General features: G+C 68.8%; 15 protein-coding genes. 10 read left to right on the plus strand and 5 right to left on the minus strand.

The window, feature by feature from the left end; translation table 11 throughout:
- The first annotated feature begins 83 nt into the window (after positions 1–83).
- The 3 genes from LGM89_RS11150 (at position 84) to LGM89_RS11160 (ending at position 3,452) form a co-directional block, all read left to right on the plus strand.
- The gene (locus tag LGM89_RS11150; RefSeq protein WP_226273059.1) at positions 84–1,262 is read left to right on the plus strand and encodes a GNAT family N-acetyltransferase; all 1,179 of its coding nucleotides are present in this window, start codon (positions 84–86) and stop codon (positions 1,260–1,262) included.
- Between the two features lie 305 nt (positions 1,263–1,567).
- The gene (locus LGM89_RS11155; RefSeq protein ID WP_226273060.1) at positions 1,568–2,602 is read left to right on the plus strand and encodes a helix-turn-helix transcriptional regulator; all 1,035 of its coding nucleotides are present in this window, start codon (positions 1,568–1,570) and stop codon (positions 2,600–2,602) included.
- Between the two features lie 49 nt (positions 2,603–2,651).
- Positions 2,652–3,452 (plus strand): GIY-YIG nuclease family protein, encoded by an 801-nt coding sequence (locus LGM89_RS11160; RefSeq protein ID WP_226273061.1) that lies wholly within the window; start codon positions 2,652–2,654, stop codon positions 3,450–3,452.
- Positions 3,453–3,506: 54 nt separating this feature from the next.
- Here the strand turns inward: LGM89_RS11160 and ppa are convergent, their stop codons facing one another.
- Positions 3,507–4,034: an inorganic diphosphatase gene (ppa, locus tag LGM89_RS11165; RefSeq protein ID WP_011352863.1), complete on the minus strand. Its 528-nt coding sequence runs from the start codon at positions 4,032–4,034 to the stop codon at positions 3,507–3,509.
- A 519-nt stretch (positions 4,035–4,553) separates the two neighbouring features.
- Between ppa and LGM89_RS11170 the strand changes: the two genes are divergently transcribed.
- The 4 genes from LGM89_RS11170 (at position 4,554) to LGM89_RS11185 (ending at position 8,606) form a co-directional block, all read left to right on the plus strand.
- Entirely contained in the window at positions 4,554–5,993 is a 1,440-nt protein-coding gene (locus LGM89_RS11170; RefSeq protein ID WP_226273062.1) for an aldehyde dehydrogenase family protein, read from the plus strand.
- Between the two features lie 71 nt (positions 5,994–6,064).
- Complete coding sequence (locus LGM89_RS11175) at positions 6,065–6,823, plus strand: SDR family oxidoreductase (protein ID WP_089431563.1); 759 nt, start codon at positions 6,065–6,067, stop codon at positions 6,821–6,823.
- A 94-nt stretch (positions 6,824–6,917) separates the two neighbouring features.
- Positions 6,918–8,222 carry an MFS transporter gene (locus LGM89_RS11180; protein ID WP_226273063.1) on the plus strand — a complete coding sequence of 435 codons (1,305 nt, stop codon included), beginning with the start codon at positions 6,918–6,920 and terminating at the stop codon, positions 8,220–8,222.
- A gap of 18 nt (positions 8,223–8,240) precedes the next feature.
- Entirely contained in the window at positions 8,241–8,606 is a 366-nt protein-coding gene (locus LGM89_RS11185; protein WP_089495417.1) for a DUF4180 domain-containing protein, read from the plus strand.
- Between the two features lie 115 nt (positions 8,607–8,721).
- Here the strand turns inward: LGM89_RS11185 and LGM89_RS11190 are convergent, their stop codons facing one another.
- From LGM89_RS11190 to hemC, 3 genes are read right to left on the minus strand one after another with little or no spacing between them, the layout of a single operon-like run.
- A complete protein-coding gene (locus LGM89_RS11190; RefSeq protein WP_089426083.1) occupies positions 8,722–9,909 on the minus strand; it encodes a heme biosynthesis protein HemY in 1,188 nt (395 codons plus the stop codon).
- 2 nt (positions 9,910–9,911) lie between these two features.
- The gene (gene hemDX / locus LGM89_RS11195; RefSeq protein WP_089495418.1) at positions 9,912–11,882 is read right to left on the minus strand and encodes a fused uroporphyrinogen-III synthase HemD/membrane protein HemX; all 1,971 of its coding nucleotides are present in this window, start codon (positions 11,880–11,882) and stop codon (positions 9,912–9,914) included.
- Positions 11,882–12,886 (minus strand): hydroxymethylbilane synthase, encoded by a 1,005-nt coding sequence (gene hemC, locus LGM89_RS11200; RefSeq protein ID WP_226273064.1) that lies wholly within the window; start codon positions 12,884–12,886, stop codon positions 11,882–11,884. The genes hemDX and hemC overlap by 1 nt, the downstream gene beginning before the upstream one ends.
- Positions 12,887–13,093: 207 nt before the next feature.
- Here hemC and ppc point away from each other — a divergent pair, with 207 nt between their 5' ends.
- Positions 13,094–16,120: a phosphoenolpyruvate carboxylase gene (ppc, locus tag LGM89_RS11205; RefSeq protein WP_226273065.1), complete on the plus strand. Its 3,027-nt coding sequence runs from the start codon at positions 13,094–13,096 to the stop codon at positions 16,118–16,120.
- Positions 16,121–16,237: 117 nt separating this feature from the next.
- Here ppc and LGM89_RS11210 read toward each other — a convergent pair whose 3' ends face one another.
- A complete protein-coding gene (locus tag LGM89_RS11210; RefSeq protein WP_226273066.1) occupies positions 16,238–16,990 on the minus strand; it encodes a class I SAM-dependent methyltransferase in 753 nt (250 codons plus the stop codon).
- A gap of 215 nt (positions 16,991–17,205) precedes the next feature.
- On the opposite strand from LGM89_RS11210, the gene LGM89_RS11215 reads away from it, so the two are divergent.
- Both LGM89_RS11215 and argH read left to right on the plus strand, forming a co-directional pair.
- On the plus strand, positions 17,206–18,015 hold the full coding sequence (locus LGM89_RS11215; RefSeq protein WP_089495422.1) for a helix-turn-helix transcriptional regulator: 810 nt from the start codon (positions 17,206–17,208) through the stop codon (positions 18,013–18,015).
- Positions 18,016–18,151: 136 nt separating this feature from the next.
- The gene (gene argH, locus LGM89_RS11220) at positions 18,152–19,561 is read left to right on the plus strand and encodes an argininosuccinate lyase (RefSeq protein ID WP_226273067.1); all 1,410 of its coding nucleotides are present in this window, start codon (positions 18,152–18,154) and stop codon (positions 19,559–19,561) included.
- The last annotated feature ends 33 nt before the right edge of the window (positions 19,562–19,594 follow it).

Below are 19,594 nucleotides of genomic sequence, written 5' to 3' on the forward strand. Positions count from 1 at the left end.
GCCCTGAACGGCTGACGAAATCGTCCCGGTGCGGGCCGTGCAGGCCCGCGCATCCGGCGACACAGAACGGTACGGATTCACGCTTGAAACACGAACGCATCGATTATCGCACGGGCATCCTGTCGTCCCCCGCGGAGGTGCCGGCCGAAGAATGGAACGCGCTGCTCGCGCGCGACGCGCAGCCGACGCCCTTCCTGCGCCACGAATTCCTCGACGCGCTGCACGTCGCGCGCTGCGCGGTCGACGATACCGGCTGGTCGCCGCACTTCGTCACGCTGACCGACGAGCGCACCGGCCGCCTCGCGGCCGCCGCGCCCGTCTACGCGAAGCAGCATTCTTACGGCGAATACGTGTTCGACTGGGCGTGGGCCGACGCGTACCAGCGCAACGACCTGCCCTACTACCCGAAGCTGCTGTGCGCGGTGCCGTTCACGCCCGTGCAGGGCACGCGCCTGCTCGCGGCCGACGACGACGCGCGCCGCCGGCTCGCGGCCACGCTGCTCGCGTTCGCCGAGCAGAGCGACGTGTCGTCGCTGCACGTGCTGTTTCCGACCGGCGACGAAGCGGCGCTTCTCGAATCGATGGGGATGATGCTGCGCGAAGGCGTGCAGTTCCACTGGATCAACGGCGGCTACCGCCACTTCGACGATTTCCTCGGCACGCTCGAGCAGAAGAAGCGCAAGAACATCCGTGCCGAACGGCGCAAGGTGCACGACGCGGGCGTGACGTTCCGGCGGCTCACCGGCGACCAGATCACCGACGCCGACTGGCGTTTCTTCTCGCGCTGCTACCGGCAGACCTATCGCGAACACTATTCCAGCCCGTACCTGAATCTCGACTTCTTCCGCACGATCGGCGCGACGATGCCGGAGAACCTGCTGCTCGTGATCGCGGAAGCCGGCGGGCAGCCGATCGCGAGTGCGCTCGCCGTCTACCGGCGCGGCGAAAACGGCGGCGGCACGCTGTATGGCCGCTATTGGGGCGCGCTCGAACACGTGCCCTGCCTGCATTTCGAAACGGCCTACTATCAGTTGCTCGAATTCTGCATCGAGGCCGGGCTCGATACGTTCGAAGGCGGCGCACAGGGCGAACACAAGCTCGCGCGCGGCTTCCTGCCGACCGTCACGCACTCCGCGCACTGGCTCGCGCACCCGGCGTTCTCGGACGCGGTCGCACGCTTTCTCGAACGCGAGACCGAGCATATCCACGCGTACGTCGACGAACTGCGCGAACACGATCCGTTCCGGCGCGGCGGCCAGTAACGTCATCAACGGCACCGGCATGCGACGAAGTCACGGCCGGCTTCGCTGCATGCCACACGCCCCCCTTCGGCTCGGTGCGCGGCGAGCGTCACCGTCGTCGGCAACGCCCTGATCGCCCACGCGCACGCAATCGTCGAACGCCGGAACAGCGAAGTTTTCATTGATCCGCCTGAATCGATCTGTTGTACTTGTCACCCCACTCCAGCGTCCCAGTTAAAAGAAATCGACCGGTCACCATGCTTGACCGGCAGGAGCAGTACCTGACCTCTCGCAGCGGGGGCAACCCGAAGGTCATGGAGAGAGACATGGAGTTACGACAGAAATCGGTATCCGTCCGGGTCTACCGACAGGCGCTCGACGACATGCGGCGCAACGGCTTCGACGTCGCGCCGCTGTATGCGACGCTCGGCATCGGCGCGGCCGATCTCGCCGACGACGCGCGGCGCATCCCCGGTGATCGGCATGTCGCCGCGATGCGGCTGATGAGCGACTGGCCGTTGTCCTGGCATCGGCCGCCGCCACAGGTCGTGCCGTGGCTCGCGCCATTCCCCGAGCTCGCGGGCATCACCTGCAACGCCGCGACGCTGCGCGACGCGCTGCACGGCTACCTGCGCTACCGCGAACTGATCGGCAACGTCGACTGGCTTTTCGCGCATGAAACGGGCGACGTGATCGCACTCGAGTACGTGAACGAAGGTGACGGAAGGCCCGCCAGCAGCGCGTTCGCGAATTTCGCGATCCTCGTCGCGCTCGCGCGCCTGTACGATCCGCACGTGCGGATCGACGAAGCCGCGTTCGCGGGCCGCGCGTTTGCGCCGACGGCCGCGCTGCGCGATCTCCTCGGCGCGACGGTGTCGTTCGATGCCGCATGCAACCGCGTCGTGCTGCGCTCCGCGCGCTTCGACACGCCGTTCGAGTGCTACAACGCGCCGCTCGCGGACATCCAGCGTCAGGCGGCCGACGCCGCGCGCGAGCGCGTGCGCGCCCGCTCGACGTTCGGCGCGTCGGTCGAGCAATGCGTGCGCGACTGGCTGCGCACGTCCGACGACGCCGACGTGCCGTCCGACACGCTGATGGAGCACGTCTGCGCGCGCTTCGCGATGTCGCGCTGGACACTGCGCAGGCGGCTGCATCGCGAAGCGGTCGGGTTTCATGCGCTCGTCGCGCAGGCGCGGCTCGGTGAAGCGCGCGACCTGCTGCTGAATACGCAACTGCCGATCGGCGAGATCGGCGCGCGGGTCGGCTTCCGTTCGACGAGCGCGTTCACGCGCTTCTTCACGCGCGAACTCGGCGCGGCGCCGAGCCGCTTTCGCGACGGGCACGGCGAGCGGTGGCGTTGACCGGCGCTTTTTCTGAGACACTGGCGGCTTCGCATCCTGCCGCCCTGCCATGTCCTGGTTTCTGTATCTGATCGAATGCGCCGACGACAGCGTCTATACGGGCATCACGACCGACGTTGCCGCGCGCTTCGACGAGCACGCATCCGGCAAGGGCGCGCGCTATACGCGCTCGCGCAAGCCGCGTTCGGTGCTCGCGTCGTTTCCACTGCCCGACCGGTCGAGCGCGTCGCGCGCCGAGTACTGGGTGAAGCAGCTCACGGCGGTGCAGAAGCGGGAACTGGCGGCCGGGTTGCGGACGCTGGAGTCGGTGCTGCCGGCCGTCGTGGCCGTCGATACCAGCGGTGACGAGGCCGGGTTGAAGGCCGGTGCGCGCGGGCGGAAGAAGGCGAAGAACGTCGATCGTGCGGAGAAGACGGTCGAGACGGGCAAAAGCCCGAAGAAGGCCGGAAAGGCCGGGAAAGCCGAAAAGGTCGACAAGCCTGCGAAAGCCAAGGCCGCCAACCCTCCCACGGCGACAAAAGCCGCCCCGGTCGCCAAGCGCAAGAAGCCCGAAAGCGATGGGGTCGCAAAAAAGACTTCATCGCGCGACACACCGGTAAAAAAGGACAAGCCGGCCGCACCCGCTTCGTCGAAAGGAAAGGCGCCTGCAGCCAGCGGCAAACTCAGCACGAACGGACGCGAAGATGCCGCGCCCGCATCGGGTCGCCGCCGCCCGGCCGCTGCCCAAGTTACCCCTCGCCGCGCGAAGCGCGCGAAGGACGCGCCGTCCACCGCCCCGTCGCCGGCGGCCGTACCCGCCGCCGTACGCAAGCGGCCCCAACGCACAAAACAAAACCGCGCGGCCTCCTGAGGAGACACGCGCGGTTGGCGTTTCGCACGAACCGGCCGTCGGCCGGTACGCCGCTTACTTCTTGTAGTTCGCTGCGCCGTCGGTGATTTCCTTGTGCGCGGCTTCGATGCCGGCCCAGCCTTCGACCTTCACCCACTTGCCCTTCTCGAGCGCCTTGTATTGCTCGAAGAAGTGCTTGATCTGGTCCTTCAGGTACTCGGGCACGTCGTCGATCGACTTCAGGTTGGCCGTCATCGGGCAGACCTTGTCGTGCGGCACGGCGACCAGCTTCGCGTCGACGCCCGACTCGTCGGTCATCTGCAGCATGCCGAGCACGCGCGAGCGCACGATCGAGCCTGCCAGCAGCGGGAACGGCGTGATCACGAGCACGTCGACCGGATCGCCATCGCCCGACAGCGTCTGCGGGATGTAGCCGTAGTTCACCGGATAGCGCATGCCCGTGCCGATGAAGCGGTCGACGACGAGAAGGCCCAGTTCCTTGTCCGCCTCGTACTTCACCGGATCGCTTTGCGCGGGAATCTCGATGATCACGTTGAAATCTTGCGGCAGGTCCTTGCCGGCCGGAACATGATTGAAGCTCATGAGCACTCTCTGTAGGTCGATGGGAATTCGGGACAGGGCGCCGCGGCCGATGCATCGCCGCAGGCGCCCCGCAAGGGAATGCGCCATTATAGCCAATCGACCGGTGGCGTCCGGATGACGATCGGCCGATAATCGTTCCGGATGCACGGCCGTTGAATCATTGGCCGTGGTACGTGGAATCGGTGTCGGTGGTGGAAGCGCTGTCGCCGGCCGACCGCGAGGCATGGGGCTCGGGTGGGCGCTGAAGTGCTAACTCGGGGCGACCCCGAAGCATGGGGCTCGGGTAAGCGCTGAAGCGCCAACTCGGGTCGACCGCGAAGCATGGAACCCGAGTAAACGCTGAAGCGCCAACTCGGGTCGACCGCGAAGCATGGGACCCGCGTAAGCGCTGAAGTGCTAACTCGGTCCGACCGCGAAGCATGGAACCCGAGTAAGCGCTGAAGCGCTAACTCGGGTCGACCGCGAAGCATGGGACCCGAGTAAGCGCTGAAGCGCTAACTCGGGTCGACAGGAGCTGGCATGGAAGAGGCGAAGCACTTCATCGCGGGCGAATGGACGTTGCCCGCGCAACTGGAAACCATCGCGGTCGTCGATCCCTCCGACGGCCAGCCGTTCGCGTCGATCGCCCGCGGCACGGCGCCCGACATCGAGCGCGCGGTCGCCGCGGCCCGCGACGCATTCGCGGGCCCGTGGGGCGCCGCCAGCGCCGCCGAACGCGGCCGCGTGCTGATGCGCCTGTCAGCGCGTGTCGCCGCCTCGATCGAGGAACTCGCCGCGATCGAAGCGCGCGACACCGGCAAGCCGCTGAAACAGGCACGCGCCGACGCAGCCGCGCTCGCGCGCTACTTCGAGTTCTACGCAGGCGCCGCCGACAAGCTGCACGGCGAAACCCTCCCCTATCAAGCCGGCTACACGGTGCTGACGGTGCGCGAGCCGCACGGCGTCACGGGCCACATCGTGCCGTGGAACTACCCGATGCAGATTTTCGGGCGCAGCGTCGGCGCCGCGCTCGCGGCCGGCAACGCCTGTGTCGTCAAGCCGGCCGAGGATGCGTGCCTGTCGTTGCTGCGCGTCGCCGAGCTGGCCATCGAGGCCGGGTTGCCGGCCGGTGCGCTCAACATCGTCACCGGCTACGGCCATGAAGCCGGCGCCGCGCTCGCACGCCATCCCGGCATCGACCACATCTCGTTCACGGGATCGCCGGCCACCGGCAAGCTGGTCACGCAGATGGCGGCCGAGAACCACGTACCCGTCACACTCGAACTCGGCGGCAAGTCGCCGCAGATCGTGTTCGCCGACGCCGATCTCGAAGCGGCGCTGCCCGTGCTCGTGTCCGCGATCGTGCAGAACGGCGGGCAGACCTGTTCGGCCGGCAGCCGCGTGCTGATCGAGCGCGCGGTGTACGAGCCGCTCCTCGAGCGCCTCGCCACCGCGTTCAACGGGCTGCGCGTCGGCCCGAGCCGCGCCGACCTCGACTGCGGCCCGCTGATCAACGCGAAACAGCAGCAGCGCGTGTGGGATTTCCTGTCCGATGCGCAGCACGACGGCATTCCGATGGCCGCGCACGGGCAGGTCGTCGCCGACGCGCCCGAAAGCGGCTTCTACCAGGCGCCCGCGCTGCTGCGCGACGTGCCGCCGTCGCACCGGCTCGCACAGGAGGAGGTGTTCGGCCCCGTGCTCGCCGCGATGCGTTTCGTCGACGAGGACGAAGCCGTCGCACTGGCGAACGGCACGCCGTACGGCCTCGTCGCGGGCATCTGGACGCGCGACGGCGCGCGCCAGATGCGTCTTGCGCGGCGCCTGCGCGCGGGACAGGTGTTCATCAACAACTACGGCGCGGGCGGCGGCGTCGAGCTGCCGTTCGGCGGCGTCGGCCACTCGGGGCATGGCCGCGAGAAAGGCTTCGAGGCACTGTACGGCTTCACCACGCTGAAGACGATCGCGATCCGGCACGGCTGACCGCGCCGCATGCAGCACCCGGCCGCGTGCCGAAGCACGACGACACTCATATCCAGCACAGGAGACACACCATGCGGTTGAGCGGCAAGACGGCAATCGTCACGGGCGGCGGCTCGGGATTCGGCGAAGGCATCGCGAAGACCTATGCGCGCGAAGGCGCGAACGTCGTCGTCAACGACCTGAATGGCGCGGCAGCCGAGCGCGTCGCGAGCGAGATCGCGCTCGCGGGCGGCAAAGCCATCGCGGTGGCCGGCGACGTGTCGAGGCAGGACGACTGGCACGCGCTGCTGCAAGCCTCGCTCGACGATTTCCATGCGGTGCAGATCGTCGTGAACAACGCCGGCACCACGCACCGCAACAAGCCGGTGCTCGACGTGACGGAAGCCGAATTCGACCGCGTGTACGCGGTCAACATGAAGAGCCTGTTCTGGTGCGTGCAGACCTTCGTGCCGTACTTTCGCGAACAGGGCGGCGGCGTGTTCGTGAACGTCGCGTCGACGGCCGGCGTGCGGCCGCGGCCCGGCCTCGTCTGGTACAACAGCACGAAGGGCGCGATGATTACCGCAAGCAAGTCGCTCGCGGCCGAACTCGGCGCCGACCGCATCCGCGTGAACTGCATCAACCCCGTGCTCGGCGAAACGGCGTTGATGACCGAATTCATGGGCTGCGAGGATACCCCCGAGAACCGCAGCCGGTTCCTCGCGACGATCCCGCTCGGCCGCTTCTCGACGCCGCAGGACATCGCGAACGCCGCGCTTTACCTTGCCTCCGACGAAGCTGAATTCATCACGGGCGTTTGTCTCGAAGTCGACGGCGGACGCTGCATCTAGCCGCACCGGGCTGTTCGCGCACCGCGCCGGGTTTCGCCGGCCGGCACGGCATCCACGCATTGCCTCGCACGAAACCATAAGGACAGGAGACAACATGGCAACATCGACGCAGTCGCTGCCGGGCTCGTCCGGCGCATTCGAGGAAGCAACCTACCGCAAGGTGTCGTGGCGGCTCGTGCCGCTCCTGCTGCTGTGCTACGTGGTCGCGTATCTCGACCGCGTGAACGTCGGGTTCGCGAAGCTGCAGATGGCGAGCGACCTGAACCTCAGCGACACCGTCTACGGGCTCGGCGCCGGGATCTTCTTCTTCGGCTACTTCCTCTTCGAAGTGCCGAGCAACATCATCCTGCACAGGGTCGGCGCGCGCGTGTGGATCGCGCGGATCATGGCGACGTGGGGCGTCATCTCGATCCTGACGATGTTCGTCACGACGCCCACGATGTTCTATGTGATGCGCTTCCTGCTCGGCGTCGCCGAGGCCGGCTTCTTCCCCGGCGTGATCCTCTACCTCACCTACTGGTATCCCGCACACCGGCGCGGCCGGATGACGACGTTCTTCATGACCGCCGTCGCGCTGTCCGGCGTGATCGGCGGGCCGCTCTCGGGCTTCATCCTGAAGACGTTCGACGGCATCAGCGGGTGGCACGGCTGGCAATGGCTGTTCCTGCTCGAGGGTATCCCGTCGGTGCTGGTCGGCGTGATCGTGTTCCTCAAGCTGGACGAGCGGATCGAGAAGGCGAACTGGCTGACCGACGACGAAAAGGCGCTGCTCACGCGCAACGTCGCTGCTGAAGAGGCCACCAAGGAAGACCCGCCGCTCGGCGCCGTGATGGCGAGCCCGCGCGTGTGGCTGATGGCGTTGATCTACTTCTCGTTCGTGATGGGGCTCTACGGCGTCGGCTTCTGGCTGCCGACCATCATCAAGGCGACGGGCGTGACCGACACGTTCATGATCGGCCTGCTGTCGGCGATTCCGTATGCGGCTGCCGTGGTCGCGATGATCCTGATCGCACGCAGCGCGGACCGGCACCGCGAGCGCCGCTGGCACGTCGCGATTCCGGCCGCGATCGGCGCGCTCGGGCTCGTGCTGTCGGTGATCTGGGCGCACCAGACCGCGCTCGCGATGCTCGGCCTCACGCTCGCGACGATCGGCATCCTGACGACGCTGCCGCTGTTCTGGAGCCTGCCGACCGCGTTCCTCGGCGGCACGGCGGCCGCGGCCGGCATCGCGATGATCAACTCGATCGGCAACCTCGCCGGCTTCCTCAGCCCGTACATGATGGGCTGGCTCAAGCAGGCAACGGGCGCCAACGATTCGGGCATGTACATGCTCGCCGGGTTCCTCGTGCTCGGCGGGCTGCTGGCGCTGTCGGTGCCGAAGCGGCTGGTCGACAAGTAACGCAGGGAGCCCACCCGCATGCACCACCGAATCGTCCAGGCGGCCGGCCACCGTGTGCTGGTCCGCGATCCCGCCGCTGGCCCGGTTCAGCGCGAAAGCGATGCGCTCGACCTCGTCGCCCTCGCGCACGAGCACGAAGCCGACTGGATCGCGGTGCCCGCCAACGCGCTGCACGACGACTTCTACCGGCTCGACAGCGGGCTGGCAGGCGCCGTGCTGCAGAAACTCGTCAACTACGGCGTCCGGCTCGGCGTGGTCGGCGATATCGACCACTGGCTCGCGCGCAGCGAAGCGCTTCGCGCGCTCGTACGCGAGTCCAATCGCGGGCAATCGGTGTGGTTCGTCGCCCGCGAGGACGACCTGCTGCGCAAGCTCGGCGCGTGACGTGTCGTCCGGGCCCACCCCGGACGAAAAAAAGCCCCGAATGCCGGAAAGGCCTTCGGGGCTTTTTGCGCGGGGTGTACGAGCCGCCTGCAGCAGGCGGCCCGAGTGGCCGGCATCAGACCACGGTAATCGCCAGCGCGCTTTCGCGGTAATGCTTCGCAGCCTTGTCGGTTTCGCCGAGATGCTCGAACAGCCGCGCGAGCGCGCGATGCGCACGCACCTTCAGCGCCTCGTTGTCGGCCAGCTTCAGTGCCGATTCCAGGAACGACTGCGCCTTGCCCCATAGCTGCTGCTGCTGGCACAGGCGACCGAGCGCGAACAGCAGGTCGGCATCCTCCGGGTGATCCTTCTTCCACCCTTCCGCCTTCTGGATCAGCGGCAGCGCATCGGCGCCGGCCGTATCCGGGTAACGGCGCAGCAGGCGCGCATCCCAGTTGTGCGCGAGCGCGTCCTCGACGATGCGGCGCGCTTCGTTGCGGCGCTCGAGCGGGACGAGCAGATCGGCGGCGAGATCGGCAAGACGCGGCGACTGGCGCTCGGCCGGCGACAGCGACTGCCACACCTCGAGCAGCGCGTCCGGGTCGTGCCGGCGTTCGCGCAGCAGGTTTTCCGCGGCCTGCTGGCGCAGCCGCACGGCCGCCGCCGGATGCAGCGCCTCGCGCTTCTCGAGCGCTTTCGCGAGCTTCAGCACCTCGGCCCAGTTCTTCAACTGCTGCTGCGCGCGCAGCGCGACCTGTTGCGCATGGATGCGCTTGCCGCCCGCCTGCAGGTCGGCCAGCGCGGCAAGCGCGCCGTCGGCATCACGTGCATCCGCGCGCATGTCGGCCGCGGCGAGCAGCCGTGCATCCTGCCATTCCGGCGCGTCGACCTTCGACAGCCAGTCGTCGCGGCGCGTGTACTCGTGCATCCGGTGCGCGGCCGTGGCCCCGACGAGACTCGCGGCGCCCAGGTTCGCATCGACCGACAGCGCTTCACGCGCGGCCTTCTCCGCGCGCGAGAAGCGGCCCGCATACAGGTTCGCGATCGCGTCGCGCAGCGATGCCTGTGCCTTCTCGTTGCGCGAGCGCGCCCGATACGCGGCGACCCGCTGCGGCATGCGCCAGATGTTGCGCACGATGCGCAGCAGCGCATACACGACGATGAACAGCACGACGATGGCGATCACGAACAGGTTCAGCGACACGTCGATCCGGTACGGCGGATACACGAGCAGTACCTGCCCCGCGTCAAAACGGCCGACGGTGGCGAGCGCCGCGGCGATCGCGAACAGGACCGCGAGCCAGACGATTCCTCGAAGCGTCATCGTTACCCCCGGCTCTTGAACTGCTGAACGGCGTTCAGGCTCGTGTTCAGGTTCGGCACCGCAACCGTCAGCGATGCGCCGTCAACCTGCTTGAGCAGATCCTCGACGGTCTGCGTGTCCTTCGATGCCTGGTCGAAATACTTCCCGAGCGACGCCTGTGCGGCGTGCAGGTCGGCCTTCATCGCGCCGTCGTTGCGCGCGAGCAGCGACAGGCGGGCGGTCAGCAGGCGCAGCTTCACGTTCTCGCGCACGAAGTAGCCCTGGTCGGGCGACGCGAGCATCGCGTCCGCGTTGTCGATGCGGCGCACCTGCACGAGCCCCTTCAACTGCTGGCCGAGGCCGGCCGAGAAGTCGTGCCACCACACCTTCCAGCGCGGCTCGCCGGCCACGGCCGACGACGCGGTGTCGGCCGGCGCGGCCTTCGGCGCCTCGTGGGGGACGATCGCCTCGCCGGACAGCGGCAGCGCGTCGATCTTCGCGATCGCATCGTCGAGCTTGATCGCCAGACCCGTGAGGTCGGCCGCCGGCGCGGCCTTCAGCTTCTCGATGTCCAGCGCGAGCGCCTTGCGGACCGTGACGGCCTGCGCGCTCTGCGACGTGGCGAGGCGCGCGTCGGCGTTCTGCAGCGCGATCAGCGCGAGCTGCGTGTTGCCGGTCAGCTGAAGCTGCTGGCTCGCGCTCGACAGCATCTGGTCGACCTCCTCGAGCATCCACGCGTCGCGGTTGCGCGACAGGTCCTGGTATTGCTGCTGCAGCGCCTGCTGCGCGCTCTGCGCGTCGGCGAGCTTGCCGTCGAGCTGCGCAAGCTGCGTGTCGACCTGGTGCGTGCTCGCGAGCGCCTGCTCGGTCTTCATGCGCGTCTCGGCCGTCTGCGCGTCGAGCGCCTTCTGGCGCGTGACGAACGTGCCGTCGAGCCGGTCGATCTTGCGGTTCAGCGCGTAGCCGCCGACGCCCGCCGCGCAGCCGAGCACGACGACGACGAACCACAGCACCGCGCTGCCGCCACGGCGCGCGGGCGGTTCGGCGCCCATGTAGGCGGGGCGGGACGGCGGTGCGGATGCAGCGGCCGGCTGGGAAGCGACGCTTTTGGAATCGTTGGTATCTGTCATGCGTTTAGTCACCGGTGCGGCTGTCGCCGGTTGGACGGCCTCCTCGGCCATCGTTCGAAACGCGCGGACGATGCGCTCATCGCCCGCGCCGGTCAGCGTAATCCTATCAAAACCCAATGAACGCGCGGTCTGCTCGATCCGCGGATGCGGCGTCACGAGCGGCGCGTGCTTCAGCGCGTCGATCTCGGCATCGTTCAGGTGCGCCCGCGCGAGTTCGTGCAGGTTGCGCACGCCTTCCGAGCTCGTGACGAGCCATGCATGCGGTTCGCCGTGGAGCAGCGCATGCACGCGCTCCCACGCGCCGACGCGCGGCTCGGGCACGACGCGCCGGTAGGCGGCGACGAGCGTGACGTCCGCGCCGGCCTCGCGCAATCGTTCGGCGAGCCATTCGCGACCGCCGTCGCCGCGCACGATCAGCACGCGCTTGCCCGCCAGCGCCTGCGCGCCGCCGAACGCGGCCTCGATGCACGCGAACAGGCTTTCCGAATCGTAATGGGGTACGCCGCCGTCGGCCGGCGCCTGCGGCGCGATCACGCGATGCGCGGGCGCCGCGATGCCGTGACGCTCGAGCGCCGCGACGCTGCCGGGCCCGACCACGCCGACCGGCAGCGCGTTCGGCCAGATCGCGCCGTACTGCGCGAGCGCGCGGTCGATCGCGTTCGGCGAGACGAAAATCACCAGCGCGTAGTCGGCGAGCGCCGCGAATGCCGCGTCGAGCGGCGCGGGATCGTCGACCGGCGCGATGTCGATCAACGGGAATTCGAGCACGTCGCAGCCGGCCTCGGCCAGTTGCGACGCCAGCGCGCCGGACTGGCCGTCCGGGCGCGTCAGGACAGCGGTGAACGCGCGCGCGCCGCCCGCCATCAGGCGTCGCCCTTGCCGGCGGCCTGCGAGCCCGCGAGCAGCGCCCGGACGATGTCGAGCGCGCCTTGCGCCTCGAGCTCGTCGGACACGGCGCGGCCGAGCGCGAGCGCATCGGCGACGGTCATGACTGCCCCGCACTCCTCGGCCGTCAGCACGCGCTTGCCGTCGGTCGTCGACACACGGCCCGTCAGGTACAGTTCGCCCGCGCGCCACACCGCGTGCGCGGCGAGCGGCACCTCGCAGCTGCCGCCGAGCGCGCGCGACACCATCCGCTCGGCCTCGACCGCGAGCGCGGTCTGCGGGTCGTGCAGCGGTGCGAGCCATGCGGCGACGTCGTCGCGGTGCGATGCGATCTCGATGCCGAGCGCGCCCTGGCCCGCGGCGGGCGGGCTCGCCTCGACGTCGAGCAGCGCGCGGATCCGCGCTTCGAGGCCGAGGCGCTTCAGGCCGGCGGCCGCGAGGATGATCGCCGCGTAGTCGCCGCGATCGAGCTTCGCGAGGCGCGTGTCGAGGTTGCCGCGCAGCGGCAGCACGTCCAGGTGCGGGTAGCGCGAGCGCAGCATCGCCTCGCGGCGCAGGCTCGACGTACCGACCACGGCGCCGGCCGGCAGCGCGTCGAGCGACGCGTAGTCGTTCGACACGAATGCATCGCGCGGGTCCTCGCGTTCCATGATCGCGGCGAGCGAGAAGCCGTCGGGCAGCGCCATCGGCACGTCCTTCAGCGAATGCACGGCGAGATCGGCGCGGCCGTCGGCCAGCGCGGCCTCCAGTTCCTTCACGAACAGACCCTTGCCGCCGACTTTCGACAGCGTGCGATCGAGAATCTGGTCGCCGCGCGTCGTCATCCCGAGGATTTTCACGTCACAAGCTGGATATAATTTGCGCAGCGCATCACGCACATGTTCGGCTTGCCACATCGCCAGGCGGCTTTCGCGCGAAGCAATCGTCAACGTCGCGGGCGACTGTGCCTGTTGCGGCCCGGCCGCGGGGGTCTCGGAATTCATTGCTGGAACATCGAAGGACGGGATTGAAGATCGAACAATGGTAGCACGCACGCCCTTGCCCGCCCGGGCCTGGAGCCTGCGCCCGGCCTGCCGCCGAGCGGGTCGCGGCGCCGATGCGCGGATGTGCCGCACGTAGCTGGTTGCTTGACCGCAGTTTCGCAGTTTCCGCAGTTCCTTTTGACTCGAGCTTTCCCAAGGAAACCCATCGTGAAGTCTTCCGGATCGGCGCGTACGGCGCGCCGCAATGCTGCCCTGTCCTCCTCCGACGCCTCGACGGACACCGTCGCCACCGCCGCGAACGGCCGTGCGAAAACGGCAACGAAACCGAAAGACCCGATACGTCAGACAAAACGCGCGACGAAAGCCGCCGGCCCGGCTGCCCGCACCGCGGCCCGCACGGCCGCCGCGCCGAAGTCCGGCACGCGCACGCGCGACGACAAGGACGGCCCGCTGTTCGAAGACATCCGCTTCCTCGGCCGCCTGCTCGGCGACGTCGTGCGCGAGCAGGAAGGCGACACCGTGTTCGACGTCGTCGAGACGATCCGCCAGACCGCGGTCAAGTTCCGCCGCGAGGACGACAGCGAAGCCGCTCAGACGCTCGAGAAGAAGCTGCGCAAGCTGACGCCGGAGCAGACGGTGAGCGTCGTGCGCGCGTTCAGCTATTTCTCGCACCTCGCGAACATCGCGGAAGACCGCCACCACAACCGCCGCCGCCGCATCCATGCGCTCGCCGGCTCCGCGTCGCAGCCCGGCACCGTCGCGTACGCGCTCGAACAACTGAAGACGACCGGCAACGCGTCGAAGCGCCTGCTGCAGCGCTTCTTCGACGATGCGCTGATCGTGCCGGTGCTGACCGCGCACCCGACCGAGGTGCAGCGCAAGAGCATCCTCGACGCCCAGCACGACATCGCGCGCCTGCTCGCGGAACGCGACCAGGAACTGACGAGCCGAGAGCGCCAGCACAACGAAGCGATGCTGCGCGCGCGCGTCACCGCGCTGTGGCAGACCCGCATGCTGCGCGACTCGCGCCTGACGGTCGGCGACGAGATCGAGAACGCGCTGTCGTACTACCGCGCGACGTTCCTCGACGAACTGCCCGCGCTGTACGGCGACATCGAGGCCGCGCTCGCCGAGCACGGCCTGTCCGCGCGCGTACCCGCGTTCTTCCAGATGGGCAGCTGGATCGGCGGCGACCGCGACGGCAACCCGAACGTGACCGCGCCGACGCTCGACGAAGCGATCAACCGCCAGGCCGCGGTGATCCTCGAGCACTATCTGGAACAGGTGCACAAGCTCGGCGCCGAGCTGTCGGTGTCGAACCTGCTCGTCGGCGCGAACGACGCCGTGAAGGCGCTCGCGGCAGCTTCGCCCGACCAGTCGCCGCACCGCGTGGACGAACCGTATCGCCGCGCGCTGATCGGCATCTACACGCGCCTCGCCGCCAGCGCGCGCGTGCGTCTCGGCGAAGGCACGGTGCCGGTGCGCAGCGCGGGCCGCGGCGCGCCGCCCGTGCGTGCGATCCCGTACGCGGATTCCGAAGCGTTCGTCGCCGACCTGAAGGTGCTGACCGCGTCGCTCGACGAACATCACGGCACGTCGCTCGCCGCGCCGCGCCTCGCGCCTCTGGTGCGCGCGGCCGAAGTGTTCGGCTTCCATCTCGCGAGCATCGACCTGCGCCAGAGCTCCGACATCCACGAAGCCGTGGTCGCCGAACTGCTCGCCCGCGCGGGCGTCGAGGCCGACTACGCGGCGCTCGCCGAGGAAGACAAGCTGCGCGTGCTGCTCGCGGCGCTCGCCGATCCGCGTCCGCTGCGCTCGCCGTATTTCGAATACTCGGCGCTCGCGCAAAGCGAGCTCGGCGTGTTCGAGAAGGCGCGCGAAGTCCGCGCGCAATTCGGCGCACGCGCGGTACGCAACTACATCATTTCGCATACGGAAACCGTCAGCGACCTCGTCGAAGTGCTGCTGCTGCAAAAAGAGACGGGCCTGCTCGAAGGCGCGCTCGGCGTCCCGGGCGGCGATGCGAAGAACAGCCTGATGGTGATCCCGCTGTTCGAGACGATTCCCGACCTGCGCGACGCCGCGCGCATCATGCGCGAGTACTTCGCACTGCCGGGCATCGACGCGCTGATCGCACACCAGGGCGCCGAGCAGGAAGTGATGCTCGGCTATTCGGACAGCAACAAGGACGGCGGCTTCCTCACGTCGAACTGGGAGCTGTATCGTGCGGAGCTCGCGCTCGTCGACCTGTTCCGTGACCGCAAGATCACGCTGCGGCTGTTCCACGGCCGCGGCGGCACGGTCGGCCGCGGCGGCGGCCCGACCTACCAGGCGATCCTGTCGCAGCCGCCGGGCACCGTGAACGGCCAGATTCGCCTCACCGAACAGGGCGAGGTGATCGCGAGCAAGTTCGCGAACCCGGAGATCGGCCGCCGCAACCTCGAGACGGTCGTCGCCGCGACGCTCGAAGCCACGCTCCTGCCGCAGAACAATGCGCCCGCGCAATTGCCGGCGTTCGAGGCCGCGATGCAGACGCTGTCCGATTCGGCGATGGCCGCGTACCGCGCGCTCGTCTATGAAACCCCGGGCTTCACCGACTACTTCTTCTCGTCGACGCCGATCACCGAGATCGCCGAGCTGAACATCGGCAGCCGCCCGGCGTCGCGCAAGCTGCAGGATCCGAAGCAGCGCAAGATCGAGGACCTGCGCGCGATTCCGTGGGGCTTCTCGTGGGGCCAGTGCCGGCTGCTGCTGACGGGCTGGTACGGCTTCGGCAGCGCGGTGAGCGCGTATCTCGACGGCGCGCAGGACGACGCCGAGCGCACGAAGCGCGTCGCGCTGCTGAAGAAGATGAACAAGACCTGGCCGTTCTTCTCGAACCTGCTGTCGAACATGGACATGGTGCTCGCGAAGACCGACCTCGCGGTCGCGTCGCGCTACGCGCAGCTCGTTTCCGACCGCAAGCTGCGCAAGCACGTGTTCGAGCGGATCGTCGCGGAATGGGAGCGCACGTCGCAGGCGCTGGCGGAGATCACCGGGCACGAAGGCCGCCTCGCGACCAACCCGCTGCTCGCGCGCTCGATCAAGAACCGCTTCCCGTATCTCGATCCGCTGAACCACCTGCAGGTCGAGCTGATCAAGCGCCACCGCGCGGGCGACACGAACGCGCGGCTGCGCCGCGGGATTCACCTGACGATCAACGGGATCGCGGCCGGCCTGCGCAACACGGGCTGATCCGCCTGCGGCGCGGCATAATTCCGCGCCGACTGACGTCTTGAAAGCCGCGATACGCGATGATGCGTATCGCGGCTTTTTCATGCGCGGGCGAAACCCCGCCGGTGCACCTCGCGCTCAGTGCGCGTCGAGCAGCAACGCGTCGTGTTCGAACGAACCGTCGGGCTGCACCGCGTAGTAGCCGCGCACCTCGTCCGGCGCATGCGCCCACAGCGCGCGAATGCCGGTGACGCTGTCGGCCGGCGTGCGGATGCGCGCGACCCACGTATCGAAATCGATCGGCAGCCGCCAGCGGCTGTGCACGTGCGCGTCGAAGCCGGCTTCGCGGAACATCGCGAGCCATTCGTCCGCCCGGTAGTCGCGCACGTGCGACGCATCGCGCAGCACTTCCGCGGCCTGCAGGTACGTATCGAGAAGCGGATGGTCGTTGCCGGCGATATCGATCATCAACACGCGGCCGCCCGGCTTCAGCACGCGGCGCACCTCGGCAAGCGCCGCGCGCATGTCGTGCCAGTGGTGCGCGCTCATCCGGCTCACAACCCAGTCGAACGTCGCCGTGTCGAACGGCAGTCGCTCGGCCGGCCCCTGCTGCGTACGGATGTTCGCGAGCCCGCGTTCGCGCGCGGCGGCGTCGACGGTCGCGAGCATCTGCGCGGCGAGATCGTAGGCGACCACGTCGCGCACGTGCGGCGCGACGGCGAAGCTGGCATGGCCGGCGCCGCAGCCGAGATCGAGCACCGCGGCATCGGGCGTTGCGCGCACCGTGTCCGCGAGCGTCTGCAGGTCGGCGCCCGTCGCGTGGACCGTGCTCGTCAGATAGGCGGCGGCCGTCGTGCCGAATGCGTCGGCGACCTGGTCGTGGTGTTTCATCGTTCGCTCCTTTGTACTGTTGCCGGTGCGACAGGCGCCTCAGCACCTGCTCCGGCCCCATGCAACGCGTTTTGTGGGACGCGCGCTGCCCTGCCAGCGCACGAGCCGCTACAATAGGCCTGCGTTTGTACCAGTACAAGTTAAGCAGTTATTCTGGTATTCGATACACCTGCCTGACCGTTGCCGCGCCCCCGTTTCCATTTCGCCGTTTCCGCATGAACCACCCGTCCTCCGATCCCGTCCCGCCGCTCGACGCCTCGCCCGCCCGCGCACTCGGCGAATTCATCCGCGCCCACCGCGAGCGGCTGTCGCCGCAGGCCGTCGGCCTGCCGCCCGGCCCGCGCCGCCGCACGCCGGGGCTGCGGCGCGAGGAAGTCGCGCAACTGTGCGGCGTCAGCCCGACCTGGTACACGTGGATCGAACAGGGCCGCCCGGTGTCGGCGTCGGCCGACGCGCTCGCGCGGATCGCCGTCGCGCTGCAACTGTCGAAGGCCGAACGCGCCTACCTGTTCGAGCTAGCCGCGCAGCGCGACCCGGCCGAGCCCGACGTCGCGGCCGGCGACCTGCCGCCGACGCTCGCCGCGACCGTCACGGCCATCGCGACGCCCGCGTACGTGCTCGACCGGCAATGGAACGCCCTCGCCTGGAATGCGCCGGCCGCCACGCTCTTTTCCGGCTGGCTCGACGGCGAGCACGACCGCAACCTGCTGCGCTTCACGTTCATGTCGCCGGCCGCGCGCACGCTGATCGTCGACTGGGAAACCCGCGCGCGGCGGCTCGCGGCCGAATTCCGCGCCGATTCGATCCGTCACCTGACCGATGCGCCCACGCGCGCACTGATCGACGCGTTGACCGCCGGCAGCGACGCTTTCGCGCAGTACTGGGCATCGCAGGACGTATTCGAACGCGAAGGCGGCCTGCGCGAATTCGACCATCCGGCCGACGGCCGCCTCGTGTACCAGCAGATCACGCTGAAGCCCGCGCACCGCGAGGACCTGAAGCTGGTCGTGCTGGTGCGCGACTGAACGGGCCGGCCCGCGCCGGCCACGGTCGGCAGGCCGCCGCGAACGGCCGCGCACCGCGGCGGGCAGGCCCGCGAATGTTAGAATCGCGGGATTCCTCGGCGGCGCACGCCGCTCAATCTCCCTTCGAAGAATCGCCATGACGTCCCAACTGCACAAAAAGGGCGAGGCCTGGTCGGCCCGCTTCTCGGAACCGATGTCCGAGCTGGTCAAGCGCTACACGTCGTCGGTATTTTTCGACAAGCGCCTCGCGCTCGTCGACATCGCCGGCTCGCTCGCGCACGCGAACATGCTCGCCGCGCAGAAGATCATCAGCGCCGACGACCTGGCCGCGATCGAACGCGGGATGACGCAGATCAAGGGTGAAATCGAGCGCGGCGAATTCGAATGGCAGCTCGACCTGGAAGACGTCCACCTGAACATCGAGGCGCGCCTGACCGCGCTGATCGGCGACGCCGGCAAGCGCCTGCACACGGGCCGCTCGCGTAACGACCAGGTCGCGACCGACATCCGCCTGTGGCTGCGCGGCGAGATCGACCGCATCGGCGGCCTGCTGAACGACCTGCGCGGCGCGCTGCTCGACCTCGCGGAACAGAACGCCGACACGATCATGCCGGGCTTCACGCACCTGCAGGTCGCCCAGCCCGTCACGTTCGGCCACCACCTGCTCGCATACGTCGAGATGTTCTCGCGCGACGCGGAGCGCATGCGCGACTGCCGCACCCGCGTGAACCGCCTGCCGCTCGGCGCGGCCGCGCTCGCCGGTACGAGCTATCCGATCGATCGTCACGCGGTGGCGAAGACGCTCGGCTTCGACGGCATGTGCGCGAACTCGCTCGACGCGGTGTCGGATCGCGACTTCGCGATCGAATTCACGGCGGCTTCCGCGCTCGTGATGACGCACGTGTCGCGCTTCTCCGAAGAACTCGTGCTGTGGATGAGCCCGCGCGTCGGCTTCATCGACATCGCCGACCGCTTCTGCACCGGCAGCTCGATCATGCCGCAGAAGAAGAACCCGGACGTGCCCGAGCTCGCGCGCGGCAAGACGGGCCGCGTGAACGGCCACCTGATGGCGCTGCTGACGCTGATGAAGGGCCAGCCGCTCGCGTACAACAAGGACAACCAGGAAGACAAGGAACCGCTGTTCGACACGGTCGACACCGTCGCCGACACGCTGCGGATCTTCGCCGAGATGGTGGCCGGCATCACCGTGAAGCCGGACGCGATGCGCGCGGCCGCGCTGCAGGGCTTCTCGACCGCCACCGACCTCGCCGACTACCTCGTGAAGCGCGGCCTGCCGTTCCGCGATGCGCACGAAGCCGTCGCGCACGCCGTGAAGATCTGCGACGACCGCGGCATCGACCTGGCCGACCTGACGCTCGACGAGATGAAGCAGGAACTGCCGAACGTCGCGCACCTGATCGGTGAAGACGTGTTCGGCTACCTGACGCTCGAGGGCTCGGTCGCGAGCCGCAACCACCCCGGCGGCACCGCGCCCGACCAGGTGCGTGCAGCGGTCAAGGCCGCGCGCGCCGCGCTCGGCCAGTAAGCCTGCTGTTCCGGACGGACGCCCTCGGCGTCC

This window comes from Burkholderia sp. AU31624, assembly GCF_020420065.1.
Taxonomy (GTDB): domain Bacteria; phylum Pseudomonadota; class Gammaproteobacteria; order Burkholderiales; family Burkholderiaceae; genus Burkholderia.